The following is an 18,220-nucleotide window of genomic DNA, read 5'->3' as shown; positions in this document are numbered from 1 at the left end:
ATAGCCAAGCGTCTTTTGTGGAATATTGTGCTATCGATTGTCCATCCAAAGTGCTGAGCCGACAACAGCCCGAAAAGGGGAAATCAATGATGAATACGACAGGCAGAGCAATGGCAATTGCCGTGCTGGCAGCCTCGGTCGGCACCGCGCACGGAGAAACCGCCGAGATCAATGGGTCTGATATCTATTATGAAACCGTCGGAGACGGGCCGCCAATTCTGATGATGCACGGCGGCCTTGGCCTGAGCCATGATTACCTGAGACCCTATTTCGATGCCTTGTCTGATACGCATACGGTTATTTACTATGACCATTTTGGCAATGGTCGCTCGGGCAGACCCGACGATTATTCTGAAATGACCTTTGACCGCCTGGTATCAGATGCCGCCGGGCTGATGGATCATCTGGGGCACGATAATTTCACGCTGATTGGTCATTCCTATGGTGGATTTGTCGCTCAGGATTTTGTCACTCGACATCCGGATCGGCTGGAGGGGCTTGTATTGATCAATACGGTCCCCGCGTTTGACTATGCGCCCACGATTTCCGGGCCAGACGAGCAAATGGCGGCTTTTGGGAAGTTGTTCAGCCAGCCCATGGCCGACAACGACGATTGGCGGTCAACTTGGGGCGAAGTCGTGAAGCTCTACTTCAAGCAATACCAAGAAGATACTGGCGCGGATCTGGATGATCGAACTGTCTATGAATATCAGGCCTGGAATACCGCTGGCCCTCTTCTGGGCACATTCAACATGCTGGATAAACTGCCTGATGTGACTGTGCCTACTCTTGCCATGGCTGGTCAGCATGATGGCGTTACGCCTCCCGGTCCTGGAGCCGAAAGAATTGGCGCATTGATGCCCAACGCCACTGTCGTGGTTTTCGAAGAATCTGCCCATTACCCATTCATAGAACAGCAGGATGCCTTTTTTGCCAGTCTGAACGAATGGCTGAACCGATAGCAGAAACAGGCGGCGCCCTCGGGCACCGCTTTTGATTTTTTCAGGCAGAGCCCGAACAGGCGCGGCAGCCTACGGAGACCCAAATATGTTTGGGATATTTGGTCAAAGATCGATTTTGAGACCCGTTCGATCACGTACCAGTCCCTGATAGTCTACTCCATTAGTCACAGCACTATCTTCGCGTGCTACTTGCGGTCTCGGACTAAGACCGCCACAATTTTATCTAACGCGGAACGAACCTGACCCAGCATTCTATCGCGAGAGGCTCATGTTGCACCCAGCATCCGAAGCGAACCAGCAACAGAACAAGGTTGATGCTCTGATCGAGTGGATGGTTGACGGAGCCCGACCAGCTGGAAATGCGGTCGAGATTATTGAGGGAATCTGCACGCGTCTGCTGGAAGCTGATGTGGCCATTGATCGGTTCGGTTTGTTCATTTGGACGCTGCACCCCAATCTGATGGGCCGGCGTTTCCTGTGGAAAGCGGGCGCTGGCGTCGACAGGGTCGATGCGCCGTCACAACTGTTTACTACGGCTATTTATACCGACAACCCCTTGCCGCACGTGATCGAGCGCCAGCAATCCATCCGTCGCCATCTGGAAGATCCAAACTGCCCTCAGGACTACATTATCGTCAGCGAACTGCGCGAGCAGGGATTCACGGACTACCTGGCGCAGCCGCTGATCTACCTCAATGGCGATACCCATGTCTGCACTTGGTCAAGTGCTACACCCGGAGGGTTTTCAGAGCGAGATCTGGCAGTCCTGAACCGGGTTCGCGGTCCGCTCGCGCGCCTGACCGAGACCTATATGCTGCGGCTCGACGCGACTTACCTGCTGTCGACCTATGTTGGCCGTAACAGCGGCGCGCAGATACTCGATGGCAAGGTGCATCGCGGTGATGGCGGCACAATCGATGCCGTTATTCTGTTTGCAGACCTCAAGGGATTCACACATCTTTCAAATTCTGTATCCGGCGATGCACTGGTTAGGCTGCTGAATGACAGCTTTGACTGCCTTGTTCCTTCGGTAATGGATCACGGAGGAGAGATTCTGAAATTCATGGGCGACGGCTTTTTTGCCATATTCCCAACCAACTCGGACCTTACCCCGAGCACACAGATCACAGCTGCCATTACAGCAGTCCGCGAGGGTTTGGCGTCGCTGACCAATGCCGACTTCCAGCACAAGCTTGGCGTACGGACTGCAATCCATCACGGTCGTTTCCACTATGGCAATATAGGTGGCGGTGATCGGCTGGACTTCACGGCCATCGGCCCCGATGTCAATTTAACAGCCAGACTTGTGTCGGCGGCGACAGAACTGAATTGTGATCACGTCCTATCCGAAACCGCCGCAGCGTTTTTGCCAAAACTCTGCGAACCGGTCGGGACCGTGTCACTTAAGGGGTTTGGCGAAGATCAAACCGTTTGGCAGGTGAGTGGCCCGTAAACGCAAAAAAGGGTGCCGATAAGGCACCCCATCCAGTGGTTCAAAGAAACCAATCAGCTCTGCTTGGTAACCTGTGTAAAGTCCAGCTCGACCGGGGTTTCGCGGCCAAAGATCGAGACCGAGACTTTCAGCTTCTGCGCCTCGTCGTCCACACCTTCGACCATACCGTCGAAATCCTCGAACGGGCCGTCGTTGACCTTAACCTTCTCGCCAACCTCGAAGGTGATCATCAGCTTGGGCGCTTCTTCGCCTTCCTGAACGCGGTTGAGGATCTGGTTCACCTCGGCATCGCGCATCGGCATTGGGCGGCCCTGCGGGCCCAGGAATCCGGTGACACGGTTGATCGAGTTGACCAGATGATAGCCCTGATCCGACATTTCCATATGCACCAACACGTAGCCGGGCATGAACCGGCGTTCGGTGGTGACCTTCTTGCCCCGGCGCACTTCGATCACCTCTTCGGTGGGCACCAGAACTTCGTCGATATCGTCCTCAAGGCCCTGTTCAGCCACCGACGTGCGGATCTGCTCTGCGATCTTCTTTTCGAAATTCGAAAGAACGCTGACCGAGTACCACCGTTTCGCCATGAACCTGTCGTCCTTGTTTGCCTTTGGCGCGTTCGAACCAGGCGAAGCACCGTCATTGAAATTCTATCACGTCACCCGGAATAAAAAGCGGCGCGCAGCTCGAATCGCCGCACGCCCATTCCGAATAGTTCCGTGTCACCTACTCTGACACGGCGCGCTGTGCAAGGGGCAATGGCGTTTCAACCCGCCCCGAACGGGCTTAGCTGAACGCGCCCAGGACCAGCTGCAGACCACCGCGAATGCCCAGATCGACCAGTGCAAAAAACACGGCAGTCAGCGCTGCCATGATGAACACCATGACCGTGGTCAACAGCACCTCGCGACGGGTCGGCCAGACAACCTTTGCAACTTCGGCTCGGACCTGCTGAATGAACTGGATCGGGTTTGTGGTTGCCATGAGGCTACAATCTCTCTGCTTGCGGATGGGCCGGACATAGCCGGGCATTGCGGCAATTTCAAGGGCTGTTGGCACCGCGTCAGGGCTTGGGCTTGTCATCCCATTCGTCGCTGAGGATGCGACGCGCATCACCTTCGGGATCTTCATACTGGTTCGAGCGCACGGTGTAGATAAAGGCGATAAGACCAACTGCGCCCAAAAGCAGCGAAATCGGGATCAGATAAGCAAGCACTTCCATCGGGGTTACCTCAGCCGCAAGGCGTTCAGTGACACCGTAATCGACGAGGTCGACATCGCCAAGGCTGCGATCAGAGGGGTTGCCAATCCGGCGACGGCCAGCGGAACAGCGATCACGTTATAGACGGTGGCAATGCGGAAGTTCTCGCGAATCCGGCGCGTCGACTTGACGGCAGTTTCGCAGGCCTCGGCAATCGGGGACAGATCGTTGCCCAGAAGCACGATATCCGACGCCACCCGCGCGGCATCCAAGGCGCTGGCCGGAGAGATCGATACATGCGCTGCCGCCAGTGCGCCCGTATCGTTCAAACCGTCGCCGACCATCAGAACATGTCGACCCTGATCACTCAGTTCCTGCACCTTGGTGGCTTTGTCCTGAGGCAAGGCTTGGGCAATCCAGTTCTGGATGCCAAGCTTGTCAGCCAAGGCCTGAACTGCGGGGTGCGTGTCGCCGGATATCAGGATGACGTCTTTTCCCGCCTTCCGAAACGCGGCGATGGCTTCGGCGGCACCCGCGCGCAGGCTGTCCGTAAATGTAAAGCGTGAGGGGGTTTGCGACCCTATCGCCAGCCAAGCTGCGGTCTGCTCACAATCTTTGCCTCCGACCCAGGTTGCACGACCCAGCCGGACGCGCTGTTCATGATACATGCCTTCGGTGCCATAGCCCGGCACCTCAACCACATCACGCAATGTCGCAGGCTTTATCCCGGCCCCACGCGCCGCCTTTGCAAGAGCAATCGACAGCGGATGGGAAGAGGCCTCAGCCAATGCCAGCGCGACTTCCAGATCAGCGCGGGAATGATCGCCGAGATTGGTCAGCTCGGGCGCCCCTGAAGTGAGCGTACCGGTCTTGTCGAACACCACCGTGTCCACCTCGGCAAGGCGTTCAAGGGCGGTGGCGTGTTTGATCAGCATCCCGTTCCGAAATAACCGGCCCGAGGCCGCTGTGGTTACTGCTGGCACCGCCAGCCCCAATGCGCAGGGGCAAGTGATGATCAAAACCGCCGCTGCGATGTTCAGCGCGGTGCGAATATCGCCGGAATAGATATACCATCCTAAAAAGCTGAGCGCCGAAAGGATGTGCACCCCTGGCGCATAAAGCTTGGCCGCCTTGTCTGCCAGCGAGGTATAGCGTGACCGGCCCGACTCTGCGATGGCAACCAGATCAGCCATACGGTGCAGCGAAGTATCCTCGCCGACCGCGGTCGCACGGATGGTCAAGGGGCCGGTCAGGTTGACCTCGCCTGCGCTGACACGCAGCCCAGCTTCGGCAAAGACAGGAAGGGTTTCCCCGGTCAGCAGCGAACGGTCCAGCTCGGACCGGCCCGAGGTAATTTCGCCATCCACCGGCATACGCCCGCCGGGACGAACCAAGATCAGATCACCCACGCGCAGGTTAGCGACGGCGACCTCCTGTTCTGAACCATCCACCAGACGAATGGCGCGGGGGACTTCCAGCGCTGTAAGCTCTTCGGCAGCCGATCGCGCAGCGGCACGAGTGCGATAATCAAGATACCGGCCCGCCAGCAGGAAGAATGTCAGCGTCAAGGCCGCATCAAAATAGGCATGTTCACCGCTGAGCGCGGTTTCCCAAAGTGAGGTGACCAGCGCCAGCAGGATCGCCAAAACAATCGGCACATCCATATTCAACCGGCGCACGCGCAGCGCGCTCCAGGCGTTGGCAAAGAATGGTTGGGCCGAAAATGCAATCGCAGGCAAGGCAATCGCTGCCGATATCCAGTGGAACATGTCGCGCGTCGCATCGGTGGCACCAGACCAGACCGAAACCGACAACAGCATCACATTCATCGAGGCAAAACCCGCAACCGCGAGCCGCATCAGAAGATCGCGCCCGGCTTTATCCGATTGCGTAGCCGACAGGGCACCCGGATCCAGTTCGTGTGCTTCAAAACCGGCACGTTCCAGCACTGGTATCAGATCAACCGCACGTGTATCGGGTGTCGCTTTAATCATCGCGCGTTTCAGCGTCAGATTGACCCTCGCACCCTCCACACCGGGATGAGCATTCAACTCGCGCTCGACAGTGGAGATACAGGCCGAGCAATGGATACCCGGCAGCGACAGCGCGATTTGCACGTCCTCGGGGACTGGCCGGGCCGGTTCCGCCGCGGTCGCGACACAACCGGGACAAGCTGCCCGAGCTGGGGTGACTTGCGCTGTCATCCCTCTAACCCTTCACATAAAGCGGCACGCGTTGCGCAAACTCGGCACCATCTTTCGCTTTGGCCACAAGGCGAATGTTCCAGTTACCTTTACCCAGCGCAGCTGGGGCGGCATAGGTGATGCCGTCAAAGGTGAAGTCAGGTGAGAAGTCATCTTTGACGTGGGTGGCGCGCCCGACGACGGCTTGCAATTCTGCCACCTCAACTGGTGAACCAGTCTGATCGGTGATGCGCAATACCAGCAAACCACCGGTCAACTCAGCCTTGATATCCCAGCCCAGCGCCTGCTGTTCCTGCAAGCGTTCGTTGAACTCCTGGCTGGCAACGTAGGAGTTCTTGACTTCCAAACCCGGGAACGTCTTTACCGCGCTATAGGCGAGGACGAGGTTTACCGCGATGATCACGCCAAAGGCCGCGACAAATACCGCCAGTGCGTGTTTGCCAGTGAATTGACGCTCTGCCATTGTCAGTTTCCTCGCCCATTGAACGTGGTGTCTTTGTATGCGCGCTCACCACTTTCCAGATCTTCGACCCAGATGCGAACCGATGTGCTGTCAACCGCTGCGGGCCCGGTGTCTTTCGCTGCTGTAATATAAACGCGCGTTAATTGTGCCGTATCTGCCGTGACATTTACAGTGTCACCTTCGACGCCCTCAATTTCGATCTGCAGCGACGGATCACCGGCAAGCGACAATTTAAAAGCCCGTTCCTCGCCATGCTTGTTACGCAGGCGTACGTCATAGGTATTGCGGATCGTACCATCGGAAAGGGTTACGAAAGTCGGGTTCCGTACCGGAGCCACAGTCAAGTCGATGTCCGACCGGATGAACAGGGCAAAGAGCAAGGCGAAACCGACCAGCGACCACAAAGAAGTATAAAGGATCGTGCGCGGACGCAGGATGTGTTTCCAAACATTCTTGGGCGGATGACCTTCGCGTTCACGCGTTTCGTCACTCAGCGCCATGTAATCGATCAGGCCACGAGGCTTGCCGATCTTGGCCATCATATCGTCGCAGGCATCGATGCAAAGCGCGCAGGTGATGCATTCCAGCTGCTGACCGTCGCGGATATCGATCCCTACCGGACAGACATTGACGCAAGCCATACAATCGATGCAATCGCCCAGCTCGCTGTCAGCAGTGCGTTTGCCCTTGCCACGCGGTTCACCCCGCCATTCACGGTAGCCGACGACCAGGGTATCCTCGTCCATCATCGCGGCCTGAATGCGTGGCCATGGGCAGGCATAGATACAGATTTGTTCGCGCGCGAAGCCTCCAAAGAAGAAGGTTGTACCTGTCAGGATCAGCATTGTCGTGTAAGCGACGGGATGCGCATTGCCGGTGACCAGATCACGCGCCAGCGTTGGCGCATCCGCAAAATAGAACACCCACGCGCCACCGGTTGCCAGCCCGATAAAGAACCAAACTACCCATTTGGTCAGTCGCAGGCGCGCTTTGCGGAAATCCAGCTTCTTTTGGCGATGCAGGCGCAGACGCGCATTGCGGTCGCCTTCGATCCAACGTTCAACAAGAATATAGAGGTCGGTCCACACAGTCTGAGGGCAAGCATATCCGCACCAAACCCGGCCCAGCGCTGAGGTAAAAAGAAACAACCCCAATCCTGCCATGATCAAAAGCCCCGCAACGAAATAGAATTCGTGCGGCCAGATTTCGATCCAGAAGAAATAAAAACGTCGGTTCGCCAGATCCAGTAAAACAGCCTGATCAGGAAGGCTTGGCCCTCGATCCCATCTGATCCACGGCGTTACATAGTAGATGCCCAGTGTCACCGCCATAATGATCCACTTAAGGTTCCGGAATGGACCGGATACCCGTCTTGGGAAAATTGGTTCTCTGGCGGCGTAAAGGCTAGGGGTCGGATTGGAATCGCTCACAGGCTGGCTCCGGGACTGGCTCTTCTGAGTGTGCGTTCTTCCAGATCACAAGCATAGGGACTTTGACATGGGTCAAAACGCGCATCGTACAGATACCTTTTATCACGTTTCACGTGCCTGACGTCTAAGCCAGCCAGCAAAAGTTCTGACAGCAGGCCTAAGTGCCGAATTTGCCGTCACAATATGGTATCCGCGCGCATCGGGCTCAGCGTAGAGTTCCACAATGCGCCCAGCTTTGATGTCTTGCTCGACGAAATGTCGCACGGTCACCGTGACCCCCTGCCCGGCGCGCAATCCTTCCAGAACCAGATTGCCAGGCAGCTGAGTCCGACCTGCACCGCGTTCTGGACCGACGCCGTGCTCGGCAAGCCAAGACGTTGCCTCGGTGGTGCCAACCTCTTCCAACCACGGCAACTGGGCCAGCTCCGACGGGGTCAATGACGTCTTGCCCCCCAGAAGTTTCGGCGCGGCGACAATCACCACCGGCGATTGCAACAGCATTTCTGAATGAACCCCCGACCAACCTCCGGGGCCGTAGCGGATCGCAATGTCCACTCCGCCTGGGCGCAAATCAACCACTTCGGCGGACGGGTCGAGGATCAGATTCACCTCGGGGTGGGATTCGCGAAACGCCGGAAGGCGTGGCATCAGCCATGAGGCCGCGAAAGAGGAAGTCAGTGATACATGAACTGGGCGATCCAGGCCGGATCTGGCCAGATCGCCGACTGCAGCCTCGATTGCACCAAAGCCAAGTTGCAAGGCGCGGGCCAGATGCTCTCCGTCCGCTGTCAGCGTCAATGCTTTGCCGCTGCGATCCAACAGGGCTGCGCCAAGATACTTTTCCAGCACGCGCAACTGCTGGCTAATGGCGGCATGACTGACGTTCAGCGCGGCCCCGGCTTCGACAACATTGCGCTTCTCAGCAAAGGCAGCAAAGGCGCGCAACGCGGCAAGTGGAGGAAGTTTGAGCCAATCCATATGTAATCCATGCTTACATGTTGGAATGGTTATTGAGTCGCATTTTCGGCATCAAAGGTCAATCTATTTGGCAGAAACAACGCCCCATAGGAGGCAAGCCATGTTGACTGTATTTGCCCGATCTTTCATGAACGCGACCCGCATCGACGCTCCGCACATTCGAGAGGCTCCTAAGCCGGGTCTCCGTAAGCGCCGGTGGCTGCCCGAGAGTCATTGGTGGAGAGAAAGCCCGCGCGGGGTGGATCTGAACAACCTCTGATGGCGTCTTAGATCCCCACACTAGACCGCAGCCTGACGCGGCCCTATTGTTTGGAAAATCGGCACCGGCTGTTCTGGAAACGCGCGAACAGATTGAACAGCCGGTGCCTCAGCCTTCGGGCGGAAAACCGCCCGGAGGTGTTCTTTTAGCCTCTACTGACCACCACCCAACTGGTGGACATAGGACGTAACGGCGCGGATTTGCGCGTCAGTCAAACGATTTTCCCATGGGGGCATCACACCAAAGCGGCTGTAGGTGACCGTTTCAGTCAGAGCCTCTTCATTGCCACCATAAAGCCAGATCGCATCCGTCAGGTTTGGTGCACCTTGCGTGACGTCTCCTTTACCATCCTCACCGTGGCACGATGCACAGTTATCCTCGAACACAACCTTGCCCGCCTGCGCCGCCGCATCATCGGTCTGCGCATTTGTCAGAGACATGACGTATTGGACTACCTGAGTGATATCGTCTCGCTCGAGGATCTCACCAAAGGCTGGCATCTCAGAATAGCGCGCATCGTCGCTTTCCTCGTTCCGGATACCATGGGCAATGGTATACTCGATATCTTCGAGCGTACCGCCCCACAGCCAGGCGTCATCCAGCAGGTTCGGGAAGCCCGGCGCGCCTTGCGCACCTGAGCCATGGCACTGCGCGCACCAGGTCCGGAACACGGCACCGCCAGAGTTAACAGCGTATTGCTGAAGCTCTGCATCCGCCGAAATCTCTTCCAGCGGTGTCTCCACCAGCTTGGCATTCCACGGCGCGTTCGCTTCTTCAAAAGCGACCATTTCCTGCTGCACCAGCTCGCGCGAAGACCAGCCCAATACACCGGCGGTTGCCGATTGGACCAGAGGCCACGCTGGATACATGATCGTATAGATCACGCCCCAGAGAATGGTCGCATAGAAAGTCCACAGCCACCAACGCGGCATCGGGTTGTCGAACTCTTCGATACCGTCCCAGCTGTGACCCGTGGTGTTTGGATCGCCCGGCTGTTTTTCAGGTGTCTTGCTCATTGCCGCGCCTCCTTGGATGTGGCGGGTTTGTCTTGCTGAGGTGCAGGGGCATCCACATGTCGGAACGGGATATTGGCCGTGTCCTTGTATTCCTTGCTGGCACCGGGGCGGAAAACCCAGATTACGATGCCCAGAAAGAACGTAAACAGCAGCAACAGCATCCAGCTATCCGCAAACTGTCTTAGGAGAGTGTATTCTTCCATCTTATCCCTCCTTAGCGGCTTGCATCTGGCGTAAACGTCGAGAAGTCGACCAATGTACCCAGCATCTGCAGATAGGCGACCAACGCGTCAGTTTCCGTCAGTTCGGGCTGACCATCAAAGTTGCGCACGTTCACCTTGTCACCATAGCGCTCCAAAAGACCGTCGTAGTCGCTGTCCGGATCCGCCTGAGCACGGAAGTCTGCCAGCGCGTTCTCCAGCATCTCATCAGTGTAAGGCGTGCCGACCATTGCGTTCGCGGCCATGACATCACCGATGTACTTACCGTCGATCTTGCGACGCTCGAGATAACCATACTTGGGCATCACCGATTCCGGGACCACCGACTGCGGATCACGCAGGTGATCGACTTGCCATTGATCCGAGTATCGGCCGCCGACACGTGCCAGATCAGGTCCGGTACGCTTCGATCCCCACTGGAACGGATGGTCATACATCGACTCGGCTGCCAGAGAATAGTGGCCATAGCGTTCGACCTCGTCCCGCATCGGGCGGATCATTTGGCTGTGGCAGACATAGCACCCTTCGCGGATGTAGATGTCACGCCCAGCCAATTCCAGAGGGGTGTAAGGGCGCATGCCCTCCACCTTCTCGATGGTGTTCTCAAGATAGAACAGAGGCGCGATTTGAACGATGCCACCGATGGTTACGACCAAGAAGCTGAAGATCAGCAGGAGGGTCGCGTTGGTCTCGAGGATCTTGTGTTTGTCGAGAATTGCCATTGCTCCGGCCCTCCTTATTCAGCCGGGACCACGACGGTCAGGCTGGCCTCTTTGGCCGGTGCCTTCCGCACAGTCATCCACAGGTTGTAGCACATGATCAGCGAGCCAGCGAGGAACATCACCCCACCCAAACCACGGACGACGTACATTGGGAACTTGGCAGCCACGGTGTCAGCAAACGAATTCACCAGGAAGCCGTTGGCATCCACTTCACGCCACATCAGGCCTTCCATGATACCAGTGACCCACATCGACGCGGCGTAGAGCACGATACCGATTGTGGCGAGCCAGAAATGCCAGCTGACCATCTGCAGCGAATACAGGCGGTCCCGTTTCCACAGGACGGGCACCAGATAGTACAGCGCACCGAAGGTGATCATTCCGTTCCAGCCCAGCGCACCCGAGTGCACGTGACCAATAGTCCAGTCGGTGTAGTGAGACAGGCTGTTCACCGCACGGATCGACATCATCGGACCTTCGAAAGTGGACATGCCGTAGAAGCCGACTGAGATGACCATCATCCGGATCACAGGGTCTGTACGCAGCTTGTCCCATGCGCCGGACAGGGTCATCAGACCGTTGATCATACCACCCCACGAAGGCATCCACAGGATCACCGAGAAAACCATGCCCAGCGTCGAGGCCCAATCCGGTAGCGCGGTATAGTGCAGGTGGTGCGGACCGGCCCAGATATACAGGAAGATCAGCGCCCAGAAGTGGATGATCGACAGTTTGTAGCTGAACACCGGACGCTCGGCTTGTTTCGGGATGAAGTAGTACATCATGCCCAGGAAGCCTGCGGTCAGGAAGAAGCCCACGGCGTTGTGGCCATACCACCATTGGATCATGGCGTCTTGGACACCTGACCAGACGATGACCGATTTCGAACCCCAGATGCTGACTGGAATGGTCATGTTATTGACCAGATGCAGCATGGCGACGGTCACGATGAATGCCAGATAGAACCAGTTGGCCACGTAGATGTGGGGTTCCTTCCGTTTGATGATCGTGCCCAGATAGACAGCCAGATAAGCAACCCAGACAACGGTCAGCCATAGGTCGACATACCATTCAGGTTCCGCATATTCTTTCGACTGGGTTCCACCCAGCAGGTAACCGGTCGCCGCCAGAACGATAAACAGCTGATAGCCCCAGAACACGAACCAGGCCAGGTTTCCGCCCCACAGACGAGCGGCACTTGTGCGCTGTACGACATAGAACGAGGTTGCGATCAGCGCGTTACCACCAAAGGCGAAGATAACCGCCGACGTGTGTAATGGCCGCAAACGTCCAAAGTTCATATACCCTTGCGCCCATTCGAAGTTCAGCGACGGAAAGGCCAGCTGGAACGCAATGAATGTCCCCGCAAGGAACCCGACCACACCCCAAAAGGCGGTTGCGATCACGCCATAGCGGATCACGCCATCCATATATTCCGCCGAGCGATCTACAAGAATATCTGGCTCATCGGTGTTTCTAAGCGTCCAAATGAACAATCCGGCAGCGATGATCATCACCAGAATTGCGTGCACCTGATACGCCAAATCCCGTGCATAATTGGACCCAATGGCTGCGAACAGCACAACCAGCCCAAGCACGATCAGCTTGATGTAATTTGACATATTGCGTCCCTTTGCCATGCCCCGCGCGATTCTTCATGCCACACGGAACCCTTTTGACTGCGTGTCGTAATGCAGTGATGCCAATTGTGCTGCTTTGATCTGTGTCAAGACAACCCCCTGTTTTCTGTGAGAGGTATTTTCCAGAGACAAACACACGTTCCGCTTTAAGGAGCGTCGGAATAATGAGGTCGACATGGCATATAAATCCCTGCTTACGGTCATGACAGAAACCAAGATTTCCCAAACGGCTCTGGCACAGATGATCGCCTTGGCCGACGGGCAAGATGCCCATGCCGAAGCGCTGTGCCTTGGGGTCGACCGCAGTCAGACCGGATATTACTACGCCGGGGCCAATGCACTGATCCTGCAGGAAACCCTGAGTCGCGCAAACGCCGAGGCGGATGAAATCCTCAAATTTGCTCAGGACTATCTTGGCAAATCGGGGGTGCGTTGGTCGGCTGAAAATGGGGTAGCACAGATTGCCGATATTGGCCGACACGTCGCCCGCCGCGCGCGTTTTTCAGATCTAGTGATATTGCCGCGCCCATACGGAAAGGATCGCGACGCCGAGGCCGAACCGATTGTTGAGGCCGCCATGTTCGAGGGCCACGCTCCGGTATTACTGGTACCGGACGAAATTGAGCCGATCTCCTCACCCAAAACCATAATGGTAGGCTGGAATGAAAGCATCGAAGCGATGCGCGCCATCCGCTGCGCCCTTCCCTTCCTGAAGCAGGCCGAGCTTACACGGATCGTCGTCATTGACCCGCCACGTCATGGGCCCGATCGCTCGGACCCGGGTGGGCTGTTGTCTCAAATGTTGGCGCGGCACGGCGTGAAATGCGAGATTGATGTGCTGAGCAAAACCATGACACGCGTTTCGGATATTCTTAATCGTCACGCCGCCGATACCGAGGCCGACATGATCGTAATGGGCGCCTACGGGCACTCGCGCTTTCGCGAGGCCATTCTGGGCGGTGCGACTCGGAACATGCTTGAACAATCCGAAGTGCCGGTCTTTCTGGCGCATTGATCAAATTGCAAAAACCGCCCTATCGGGGCGGTTTTTTCTCAAGCCTTGCGGATCAGGCCGATTAGGAACAGAAGAATCACTGCGCCGGCCGTCGCAAAGAAAATCGAAGAGAGCAGCCCACCACCGACGCCAAAGCCCAAAGCGGGAAAAATCGTGCCGGCCAAAAATGCGCCGACGACTCCGACGATGATGTTGCCAATCAGGCCGAACCCGCGGCCTTCCATGATCTTTCCGGACAGCCACCCGGCAATCGCGCCGATGAACAACATGGCCAATACACCGCTGAATTCCATTGTTGGCTCCTGTTTGTTTTGGGACCTTAGTCAGATCATTGGATATCAGACCAGAAATCCGCCATCCGAATCGTCACCCGCCTCTTCCATCAAACGCCCCATATCTGGGATCGTGACATGGCGTTTGCTTTCCAGCAAGATGACCTTATCGTTCTTCAGGGCCGAGATTTGTCTGCTGACAGTCTCAAGCGTCAGGCCTAGGTAGTCTGCCATCGCCTCTCGTGTCAGAGGAAGGTCGAATACAATCGGGCCGACAGTGCCGGACGAATGAAGTGACGCGTCCCTACGCGCAATGATCGAGAGAAGGCTGGCAATCTTTTCCCGCGCCGTTTTGCGCCCAAGCACCAGCATCCATTCACGCGCGGCATCCAACTCGTCGAGAGTCATCTGCAACAGACGCTGCGCGATATGCGGTGTCGTCACCATCAGTTCTTCAAAAGGTTTTTTCCGAAAACAGCACATCACCAAATCGGTCGTCGCAACCACGTCATACGGCGCGTTTTCACGCCCGGGTCGCCCAACGAAATCACTAGGCAAGAGCAAGCCCACCATCTGTGTACGCCCGTCTTCCATCGTCTGTGTCAGAGACGCAATTCCGGATACGACAGAACCGACAAAGTTCATCGGATCTCCGGACCAGATGACTGTCTGCCCGGCCTCGAAGCTGCGGTAGTACTTGATGCTCTCAAGTTCCTCCAGCTCATCCTTTTCGCAATGCGCGCACACCGCGCGATGCCGTATCGGGCATTCTGCGCAATTTGTGTGGTCGAATTGGGCCTTGAGTGTCATTCGCGTTTCCATTTGATTTCGGTCAAAGTACCCTGGGCCCTCCCGCTATAGTCATATCGCCATGACACTGAAACCTCAATTGGCACGGCTTGGACTTTTTGACGCGAAAGTACCGCGTTACACAAGCTATCCCACCGCCCCCCACTTTAGCAATGACGTAGGGGCTGACTTGTTTGCCGACTGGATTTCCGGGATTGCCCCCGGCAGTTCGATCTCGCTTTATATCCACGTACCCTTCTGCCGCAGGCTGTGCTGGTTTTGCGCCTGCCGGACCCAGGGCACCCAGACGGATAACCCTGTTATTGCCTATGTGGACGTTCTGAAAGCCGAATTGGACCTGCTGGCCGCGCGTTTGCCCGAGGGTGTTACGCTGTCTCGGCTACATTGGGGTGGCGGCACGCCGACTCTGTTGAATGCGGACCTGATGCGCGAGTTGGCAGGACGGATTCTTGAGGTCGTCCCGCTGGGTCCAGATGCGGAATTCTCGGTTGAAATAGATCCGAATGAGATCGACGAAGCCAGATTGGATGCGCTGGCCGAGGCCGGGATGAACCGCGCCTCGATCGGCGTGCAGGATTTCGATGATGAAATCCAGAAAACCATCGGCCGCATTCAAAGCTACGATACCACTCGCAAAGCGGCCGAGATGATCCGCGCACGTGGAATTGCCAGCCTGAACGCGGATATCCTATATGGTCTGCCCCACCAGACCAAAGCGCGCATGACCGAAAGCGTGCAAAAGCTACTTTCCCTGAACCCGGATCGAGTCGCACTTTATGGCTATGCGCACGTGCCCTGGATGGCCAAGCGCCAGCAACTGATTCCATCAGATGCGCTCCCCACGCCAGAGCAGCGACTGGAATTGTTCGAAACTGCCCGGCGACTGTTTCTGTGGGACAATTACGCTGAAATTGGGATCGACCACTTTGCGACACAGGATGATGGTCTAACCCATGCGCTGCGCGCTGGCCGACTGAAACGGAATTTTCAGGGTTACACGGACGATCAGGCCCCGATCCTGATTGGCCTAGGCGCAAGCTCAATTTCACGTTTCCCGCAAGGCTACGCGCAGAATGCTCCGGCAACATCAGCCCACACGAAGGCCATTCGCGAAGGGCGGTTCTCGACGTCGCGTGGGCACTTGTTCAAAGGTCAAGATATCCTGCGGTCGCGCCTGATCGAGGCGCTGATGTGTGATTTCCAAATCAATTCGAACGAGATTCTACGCGACTACGACATCTCGGCCGCTGAGCTGCAGCAGATGTACGCCAAGGCGAATGCAGCCTTTGACGGACTGCTGCGCGTTGATGAAAACGGCTTGTTCATCCCGCTCGAAGCGCGCGCACTTACCCGCATGATCGCGCGCAGCTTTGATGCCTACGACCTGAGCAAAGCTGGGCACAGTTCGGCGATCTGAAAACTCTTTGGTAGGTCGTTTTTCACGACCCACCCTACCAAACCGGCACGGGGGCTTGACGCATGCCGTTGGTTTTCTCCACACTCAAGGGGTGGAGAGGACCGCCTCTTCACAGCCTGAGGCAGGCAAACGCAGACAGTTCTTGCCGACGCGCATGCGTTCGACAGCCCTTTTCGTGCAGCCAAGTTGCAACTGAAACAGGGACAGCACTCATGCGCGTTTTCACCGTCCTCGGCCCCAGTCAATCGGGCAAATCCACCTTGGTCGAAGCGATCAGCCGCCTCGACGGGCGGCCTACAACATTCGATGTTTCCGGAACCGTGCATTTGCACGGTTTTTCTTATTTAGACGAACCGTGGTGCGCGGTGGACGTGGACGGAGGCGGCGATGCGCTGGCCTATGTCGGCCCGGCGATGGCCATTTCAGACGCAGCAGTGGTTGTGGTCCCCCCCGATCCGGACGCCGCAGTCCTTTGTGCCCCTTATCTGAGACTGGTTGAGGAAGCAGGTATTCCCAGTTTCCTCTTCATCAATCGCATGGACAGCCCCAATGGCCGCATACGCGACATCGTAGCAGCGCTTCAGACCTATTGCAGTCACCACATCGCTTTGCGTCAAGTTCCGATTCGCGAAGGAGAAGACATCATCGGGGCCGTCGACCTGATCTCGGAACGCGCGTGGAAGTATCAAGAAGGCCAGCCCTCAGCCTTGATCGAACTGCCGCAATCGGTGGAGGATCGCGAACAGGAAGCGCGCACCGAGTTGCTCGAGACCCTGTCAGATTTTGATGACCATTTGCTGGAGCAACTGATCGAAGACAAGCAGCCACCCAGCAAGGAAGTCTACGAGTTGGCCGCGCAGGTTTTGCAGAACCATCAGCTGATCCCCGCCTGCCTGGGTGCTGCCAGCCATGGCAATGGCCTGACGCGCCTGATGAAAGCACTGCGCCATGAGGCGCCGGAATTCAACATCGCAGCAGACAGGGACGAGGCCGAAGATTCAGCGCGCGCCATCGCAGGCTTTGCGGATGTGAAGAAGCATATTGGTAAGATCACCGTATTGCGCGGACTGGGCGATGGCGTCAAAGCGCACGAGCCTCTGGGCGGTGAAACTGTTGGGAACCTGACCACACTCGACGCCAAAACCCAGATCGGAGCGCTTGAGGCTGGACAGATTGGTCTGGCCGTTAAATCCGATCATCTCAACCCTGGTTTCATATATGATAGCGCTGCTGCTACGCCGCTGCCGGAATGGGCCTCCTCGCATCCCGCTGCGCATCGTCAGGTTGTCTCACCCGCGCATGAACGCGACGATGTGCGTCTGTCGAACGCGCTGACCCGTTTGGTTGAAATCGATCCCGGACTGCATCTGGAACAGGACGAATTAAGCGGTCATTCCATTCTAAGTTCGCAAGGCCCACAACACATGCGCCGCGTGACAGCTAAACTAGACGAAGATTTTGGGATCGAGATTGAAGCCGAGGCCGCCGGAACAGCCTATCGCGAAACCATCCGCACCAAAGTCGATCATCGTCACCGCCACCGCAAGCAATCCGGTGGCGCAGGTCAATTTGCTGATGTGGTGATCTCAATCGCGCCACTACCGCGCGGATCGGGGTTCCAGTTCGAAGAAGTAGTCAAAGGCGGGGCCGTACCCCGGAACTACATTCCTTCGGTTGAACACGGGGCCAAGGACGCACTGGTCGAAGGCCCTGAAGGTTTCCCTGTCGTGGACGTCAAGGTGACGCTCAGCGACGGCAAGCACCATAACGTGGACAGTTCGGACTATGCCTTCCGCACCGCTGGCAAGAACGCCGTGCGTGAAGCGCTACCCGAGGCCAAACCCGTCGTCCTGCAACCGATCCTGAATGCCGAGATCCATCTGCCATCAACCTTCGTCGGTGATCTAGTCCCCACGATCAGTTCTTTGCAGGGTCAGGTGCTAGGTTTCGAGGGTAATCCGAACGCTTCGGGTTGGGAGATATTCAACGCGCAGCTTCCGGCCGTTGCCGAGGATGAACTGCACCGAACCCTTGCCAGCGCCACCCGTGGCACCGGTTGGGTCAAACTGCAGTTCGATCATTATGAAGAACTGCGCGGCCCTGTTCCTGCCTCTGCAAAGAACAAGGAAATGGCCTGAGACTAGGGGGGCGGGCTGC

General features: G+C 56.9%; 19 protein-coding genes. 6 read left to right on the top strand and 13 right to left on the bottom strand.

From position 1 onward, the window contains the following. Positions 1–86 precede the first annotated feature (86 nt). Complete coding sequence (locus ACR3EJ_RS06790) at positions 87–962, top strand: alpha/beta fold hydrolase (RefSeq protein ID WP_480422894.1); 876 nt, start codon at positions 87–89, stop codon at positions 960–962. A 268-nt stretch (positions 963–1,230) separates the two neighbouring features. Further along, on the top strand, positions 1,231–2,415 hold the full coding sequence (locus tag ACR3EJ_RS06785) for an adenylate/guanylate cyclase domain-containing protein (protein ID WP_170545053.1): 1,185 nt from the start codon (positions 1,231–1,233) through the stop codon (positions 2,413–2,415). A 53-nt stretch (positions 2,416–2,468) separates the two neighbouring features. Here the strand turns inward: ACR3EJ_RS06785 and nusG are convergent, their stop codons facing one another. The 7 genes from nusG to ACR3EJ_RS06750 all read right to left on the bottom strand — a co-directional run bounded on the left by nusG (position 2,469) and on the right by ACR3EJ_RS06750 (position 8,691). Next, a complete protein-coding gene (nusG, locus tag ACR3EJ_RS06780; RefSeq protein WP_010440977.1) occupies positions 2,469–3,002 on the bottom strand; it encodes a transcription termination/antitermination protein NusG in 534 nt (177 codons plus the stop codon). A gap of 199 nt (positions 3,003–3,201) precedes the next feature. Then, complete coding sequence (secE, locus tag ACR3EJ_RS06775) at positions 3,202–3,399, bottom strand: preprotein translocase subunit SecE (RefSeq protein WP_010440974.1); 198 nt, start codon at positions 3,397–3,399, stop codon at positions 3,202–3,204. Between the two features lie 79 nt (positions 3,400–3,478). Beyond that, positions 3,479–3,637, bottom strand: a complete 159-nt coding sequence (ccoS, locus tag ACR3EJ_RS06770) for a cbb3-type cytochrome oxidase assembly protein CcoS (RefSeq protein ID WP_010440972.1) — start codon at positions 3,635–3,637, stop codon at positions 3,479–3,481. Positions 3,638–3,642: 5 nt separating this feature from the next. Next, a complete protein-coding gene (locus ACR3EJ_RS06765; protein WP_170545055.1) occupies positions 3,643–5,820 on the bottom strand; it encodes a heavy metal translocating P-type ATPase in 2,178 nt (725 codons plus the stop codon). 4 nt (positions 5,821–5,824) lie between these two features. Beyond that, a complete protein-coding gene (locus tag ACR3EJ_RS06760; protein ID WP_170476102.1) occupies positions 5,825–6,283 on the bottom strand; it encodes a FixH family protein in 459 nt (152 codons plus the stop codon). Positions 6,284–6,285: 2 nt separating this feature from the next. Beyond that, complete coding sequence (gene ccoG / locus ACR3EJ_RS06755; protein WP_170545058.1) at positions 6,286–7,713, bottom strand: cytochrome c oxidase accessory protein CcoG; 1,428 nt, start codon at positions 7,711–7,713, stop codon at positions 6,286–6,288. A gap of 102 nt (positions 7,714–7,815) precedes the next feature. Then, entirely contained in the window at positions 7,816–8,691 is an 876-nt protein-coding gene (locus ACR3EJ_RS06750; RefSeq protein WP_170545062.1) for a LysR family transcriptional regulator, read from the bottom strand. A 100-nt stretch (positions 8,692–8,791) separates the two neighbouring features. On the opposite strand from ACR3EJ_RS06750, the gene ACR3EJ_RS06745 reads away from it, so the two are divergent. After that, positions 8,792–8,950: a hypothetical protein gene (locus ACR3EJ_RS06745; protein WP_158005269.1), complete on the top strand. Its 159-nt coding sequence runs from the start codon at positions 8,792–8,794 to the stop codon at positions 8,948–8,950. A 152-nt stretch (positions 8,951–9,102) separates the two neighbouring features. Here ACR3EJ_RS06745 and ccoP read toward each other — a convergent pair whose 3' ends face one another. Genes ccoP through ccoN form a run of 4 tightly spaced genes read right to left on the bottom strand, consistent with a single transcriptional unit; the run spans position 9,103 to position 12,531 of the window. After that, positions 9,103–9,966 (bottom strand): cytochrome-c oxidase, cbb3-type subunit III, encoded by an 864-nt coding sequence (gene ccoP / locus ACR3EJ_RS06740; protein ID WP_170545064.1) that lies wholly within the window; start codon positions 9,964–9,966, stop codon positions 9,103–9,105. After that, positions 9,963–10,169: a CcoQ/FixQ family Cbb3-type cytochrome c oxidase assembly chaperone gene (locus ACR3EJ_RS06735; RefSeq protein WP_010440962.1), complete on the bottom strand. Its 207-nt coding sequence runs from the start codon at positions 10,167–10,169 to the stop codon at positions 9,963–9,965. The genes ccoP and ACR3EJ_RS06735 overlap by 4 nt, the downstream gene beginning before the upstream one ends. 11 nt (positions 10,170–10,180) lie before the next feature. After that, on the bottom strand, positions 10,181–10,909 hold the full coding sequence (ccoO, locus tag ACR3EJ_RS06730; protein ID WP_170476112.1) for a cytochrome-c oxidase, cbb3-type subunit II: 729 nt from the start codon (positions 10,907–10,909) through the stop codon (positions 10,181–10,183). Positions 10,910–10,923: 14 nt separating this feature from the next. Next, on the bottom strand, positions 10,924–12,531 hold the full coding sequence (ccoN, locus tag ACR3EJ_RS06725; RefSeq protein ID WP_170545066.1) for a cytochrome-c oxidase, cbb3-type subunit I: 1,608 nt from the start codon (positions 12,529–12,531) through the stop codon (positions 10,924–10,926). Positions 12,532–12,724: 193 nt separating this feature from the next. Here ccoN and ACR3EJ_RS06720 point away from each other — a divergent pair, with 193 nt between their 5' ends. After that, positions 12,725–13,564: a universal stress protein gene (locus ACR3EJ_RS06720; protein ID WP_170545068.1), complete on the top strand. Its 840-nt coding sequence runs from the start codon at positions 12,725–12,727 to the stop codon at positions 13,562–13,564. A 38-nt stretch (positions 13,565–13,602) separates the two neighbouring features. On the opposite strand, the gene ACR3EJ_RS06715 is transcribed toward ACR3EJ_RS06720, so the two are convergent. Further along, entirely contained in the window at positions 13,603–13,857 is a 255-nt protein-coding gene (locus ACR3EJ_RS06715; protein ID WP_010440953.1) for a GlsB/YeaQ/YmgE family stress response membrane protein, read from the bottom strand. Between the two features lie 45 nt (positions 13,858–13,902). Then, positions 13,903–14,646 (bottom strand): transcriptional regulator FnrL, encoded by a 744-nt coding sequence (gene fnrL, locus ACR3EJ_RS06710; protein ID WP_170545071.1) that lies wholly within the window; start codon positions 14,644–14,646, stop codon positions 13,903–13,905. Positions 14,647–14,707: 61 nt separating this feature from the next. Here fnrL and hemN point away from each other — a divergent pair, with 61 nt between their 5' ends. Next, the gene (gene hemN, locus ACR3EJ_RS06705; protein ID WP_170545074.1) at positions 14,708–16,063 is read left to right on the top strand and encodes an oxygen-independent coproporphyrinogen III oxidase; all 1,356 of its coding nucleotides are present in this window, start codon (positions 14,708–14,710) and stop codon (positions 16,061–16,063) included. Between the two features lie 212 nt (positions 16,064–16,275). Further along, positions 16,276–18,201, top strand: a complete 1,926-nt coding sequence (locus tag ACR3EJ_RS06700) for an elongation factor G (protein ID WP_170545077.1) — start codon at positions 16,276–16,278, stop codon at positions 18,199–18,201. Positions 18,202–18,220 lie beyond the last annotated feature (19 nt).

It is taken from the genome of Ruegeria sp. AB11, from assembly GCF_056536325.1.
Note: the sequence above shows the minus strand (reverse complement) of the source record. Positions and strands in the feature narration are given on the sequence as shown.

Bases quoted from the DNA above. Each gene is read 5' to 3' on its own strand.
- ACR3EJ_RS06700 (WP_170545077.1), top strand. From the start codon at position 16,276: ATGCGCGTTTTCACCGTCCTCGGCCCCAGTCAATCGGGCAAATCCACC.
- ccoN (WP_170545066.1), bottom strand. From the start codon at position 12,531: ATGTCAAATTACATCAAGCTGATCGTGCTTGGGCTGGTTGTGCTGTTC.
- ccoP (WP_170545064.1), bottom strand. From the start codon at position 9,966: ATGAGCAAGACACCTGAAAAACAGCCGGGCGATCCAAACACCACGGGT.
- hemN (WP_170545074.1), top strand. From the start codon at position 14,708: ATGACACTGAAACCTCAATTGGCACGGCTTGGACTTTTTGACGCGAAA.
- ACR3EJ_RS06715 (WP_010440953.1), bottom strand. From the start codon at position 13,857: ATGGAATTCAGCGGTGTATTGGCCATGTTGTTCATCGGCGCGATTGCC.
- ccoO (WP_170476112.1), bottom strand. From the start codon at position 10,909: ATGGCAATTCTCGACAAACACAAGATCCTCGAGACCAACGCGACCCTC.
- nusG (WP_010440977.1), bottom strand. From the start codon at position 3,002: ATGGCGAAACGGTGGTACTCGGTCAGCGTTCTTTCGAATTTCGAAAAG.
- ccoS (WP_010440972.1), bottom strand. From the start codon at position 3,637: ATGGAAGTGCTTGCTTATCTGATCCCGATTTCGCTGCTTTTGGGCGCA.
- ACR3EJ_RS06750 (WP_170545062.1), bottom strand. From the start codon at position 8,691: ATGGATTGGCTCAAACTTCCTCCACTTGCCGCGTTGCGCGCCTTTGCT.
- secE (WP_010440974.1), bottom strand. From the start codon at position 3,399: ATGGCAACCACAAACCCGATCCAGTTCATTCAGCAGGTCCGAGCCGAA.
- ACR3EJ_RS06785 (WP_170545053.1), top strand. From the start codon at position 1,231: ATGTTGCACCCAGCATCCGAAGCGAACCAGCAACAGAACAAGGTTGAT.
- ACR3EJ_RS06745 (WP_158005269.1), top strand. From the start codon at position 8,792: ATGTTGACTGTATTTGCCCGATCTTTCATGAACGCGACCCGCATCGAC.
- ACR3EJ_RS06790 (WP_480422894.1), top strand. From the start codon at position 87: ATGATGAATACGACAGGCAGAGCAATGGCAATTGCCGTGCTGGCAGCC.
- ACR3EJ_RS06735 (WP_010440962.1), bottom strand. From the start codon at position 10,169: ATGGAAGAATACACTCTCCTAAGACAGTTTGCGGATAGCTGGATGCTG.
- ACR3EJ_RS06720 (WP_170545068.1), top strand. From the start codon at position 12,725: ATGGCATATAAATCCCTGCTTACGGTCATGACAGAAACCAAGATTTCC.
- ACR3EJ_RS06760 (WP_170476102.1), bottom strand. From the start codon at position 6,283: ATGGCAGAGCGTCAATTCACTGGCAAACACGCACTGGCGGTATTTGTC.
- ACR3EJ_RS06765 (WP_170545055.1), bottom strand. From the start codon at position 5,820: ATGACAGCGCAAGTCACCCCAGCTCGGGCAGCTTGTCCCGGTTGTGTC.
- fnrL (WP_170545071.1), bottom strand. From the start codon at position 14,646: ATGACACTCAAGGCCCAATTCGACCACACAAATTGCGCAGAATGCCCG.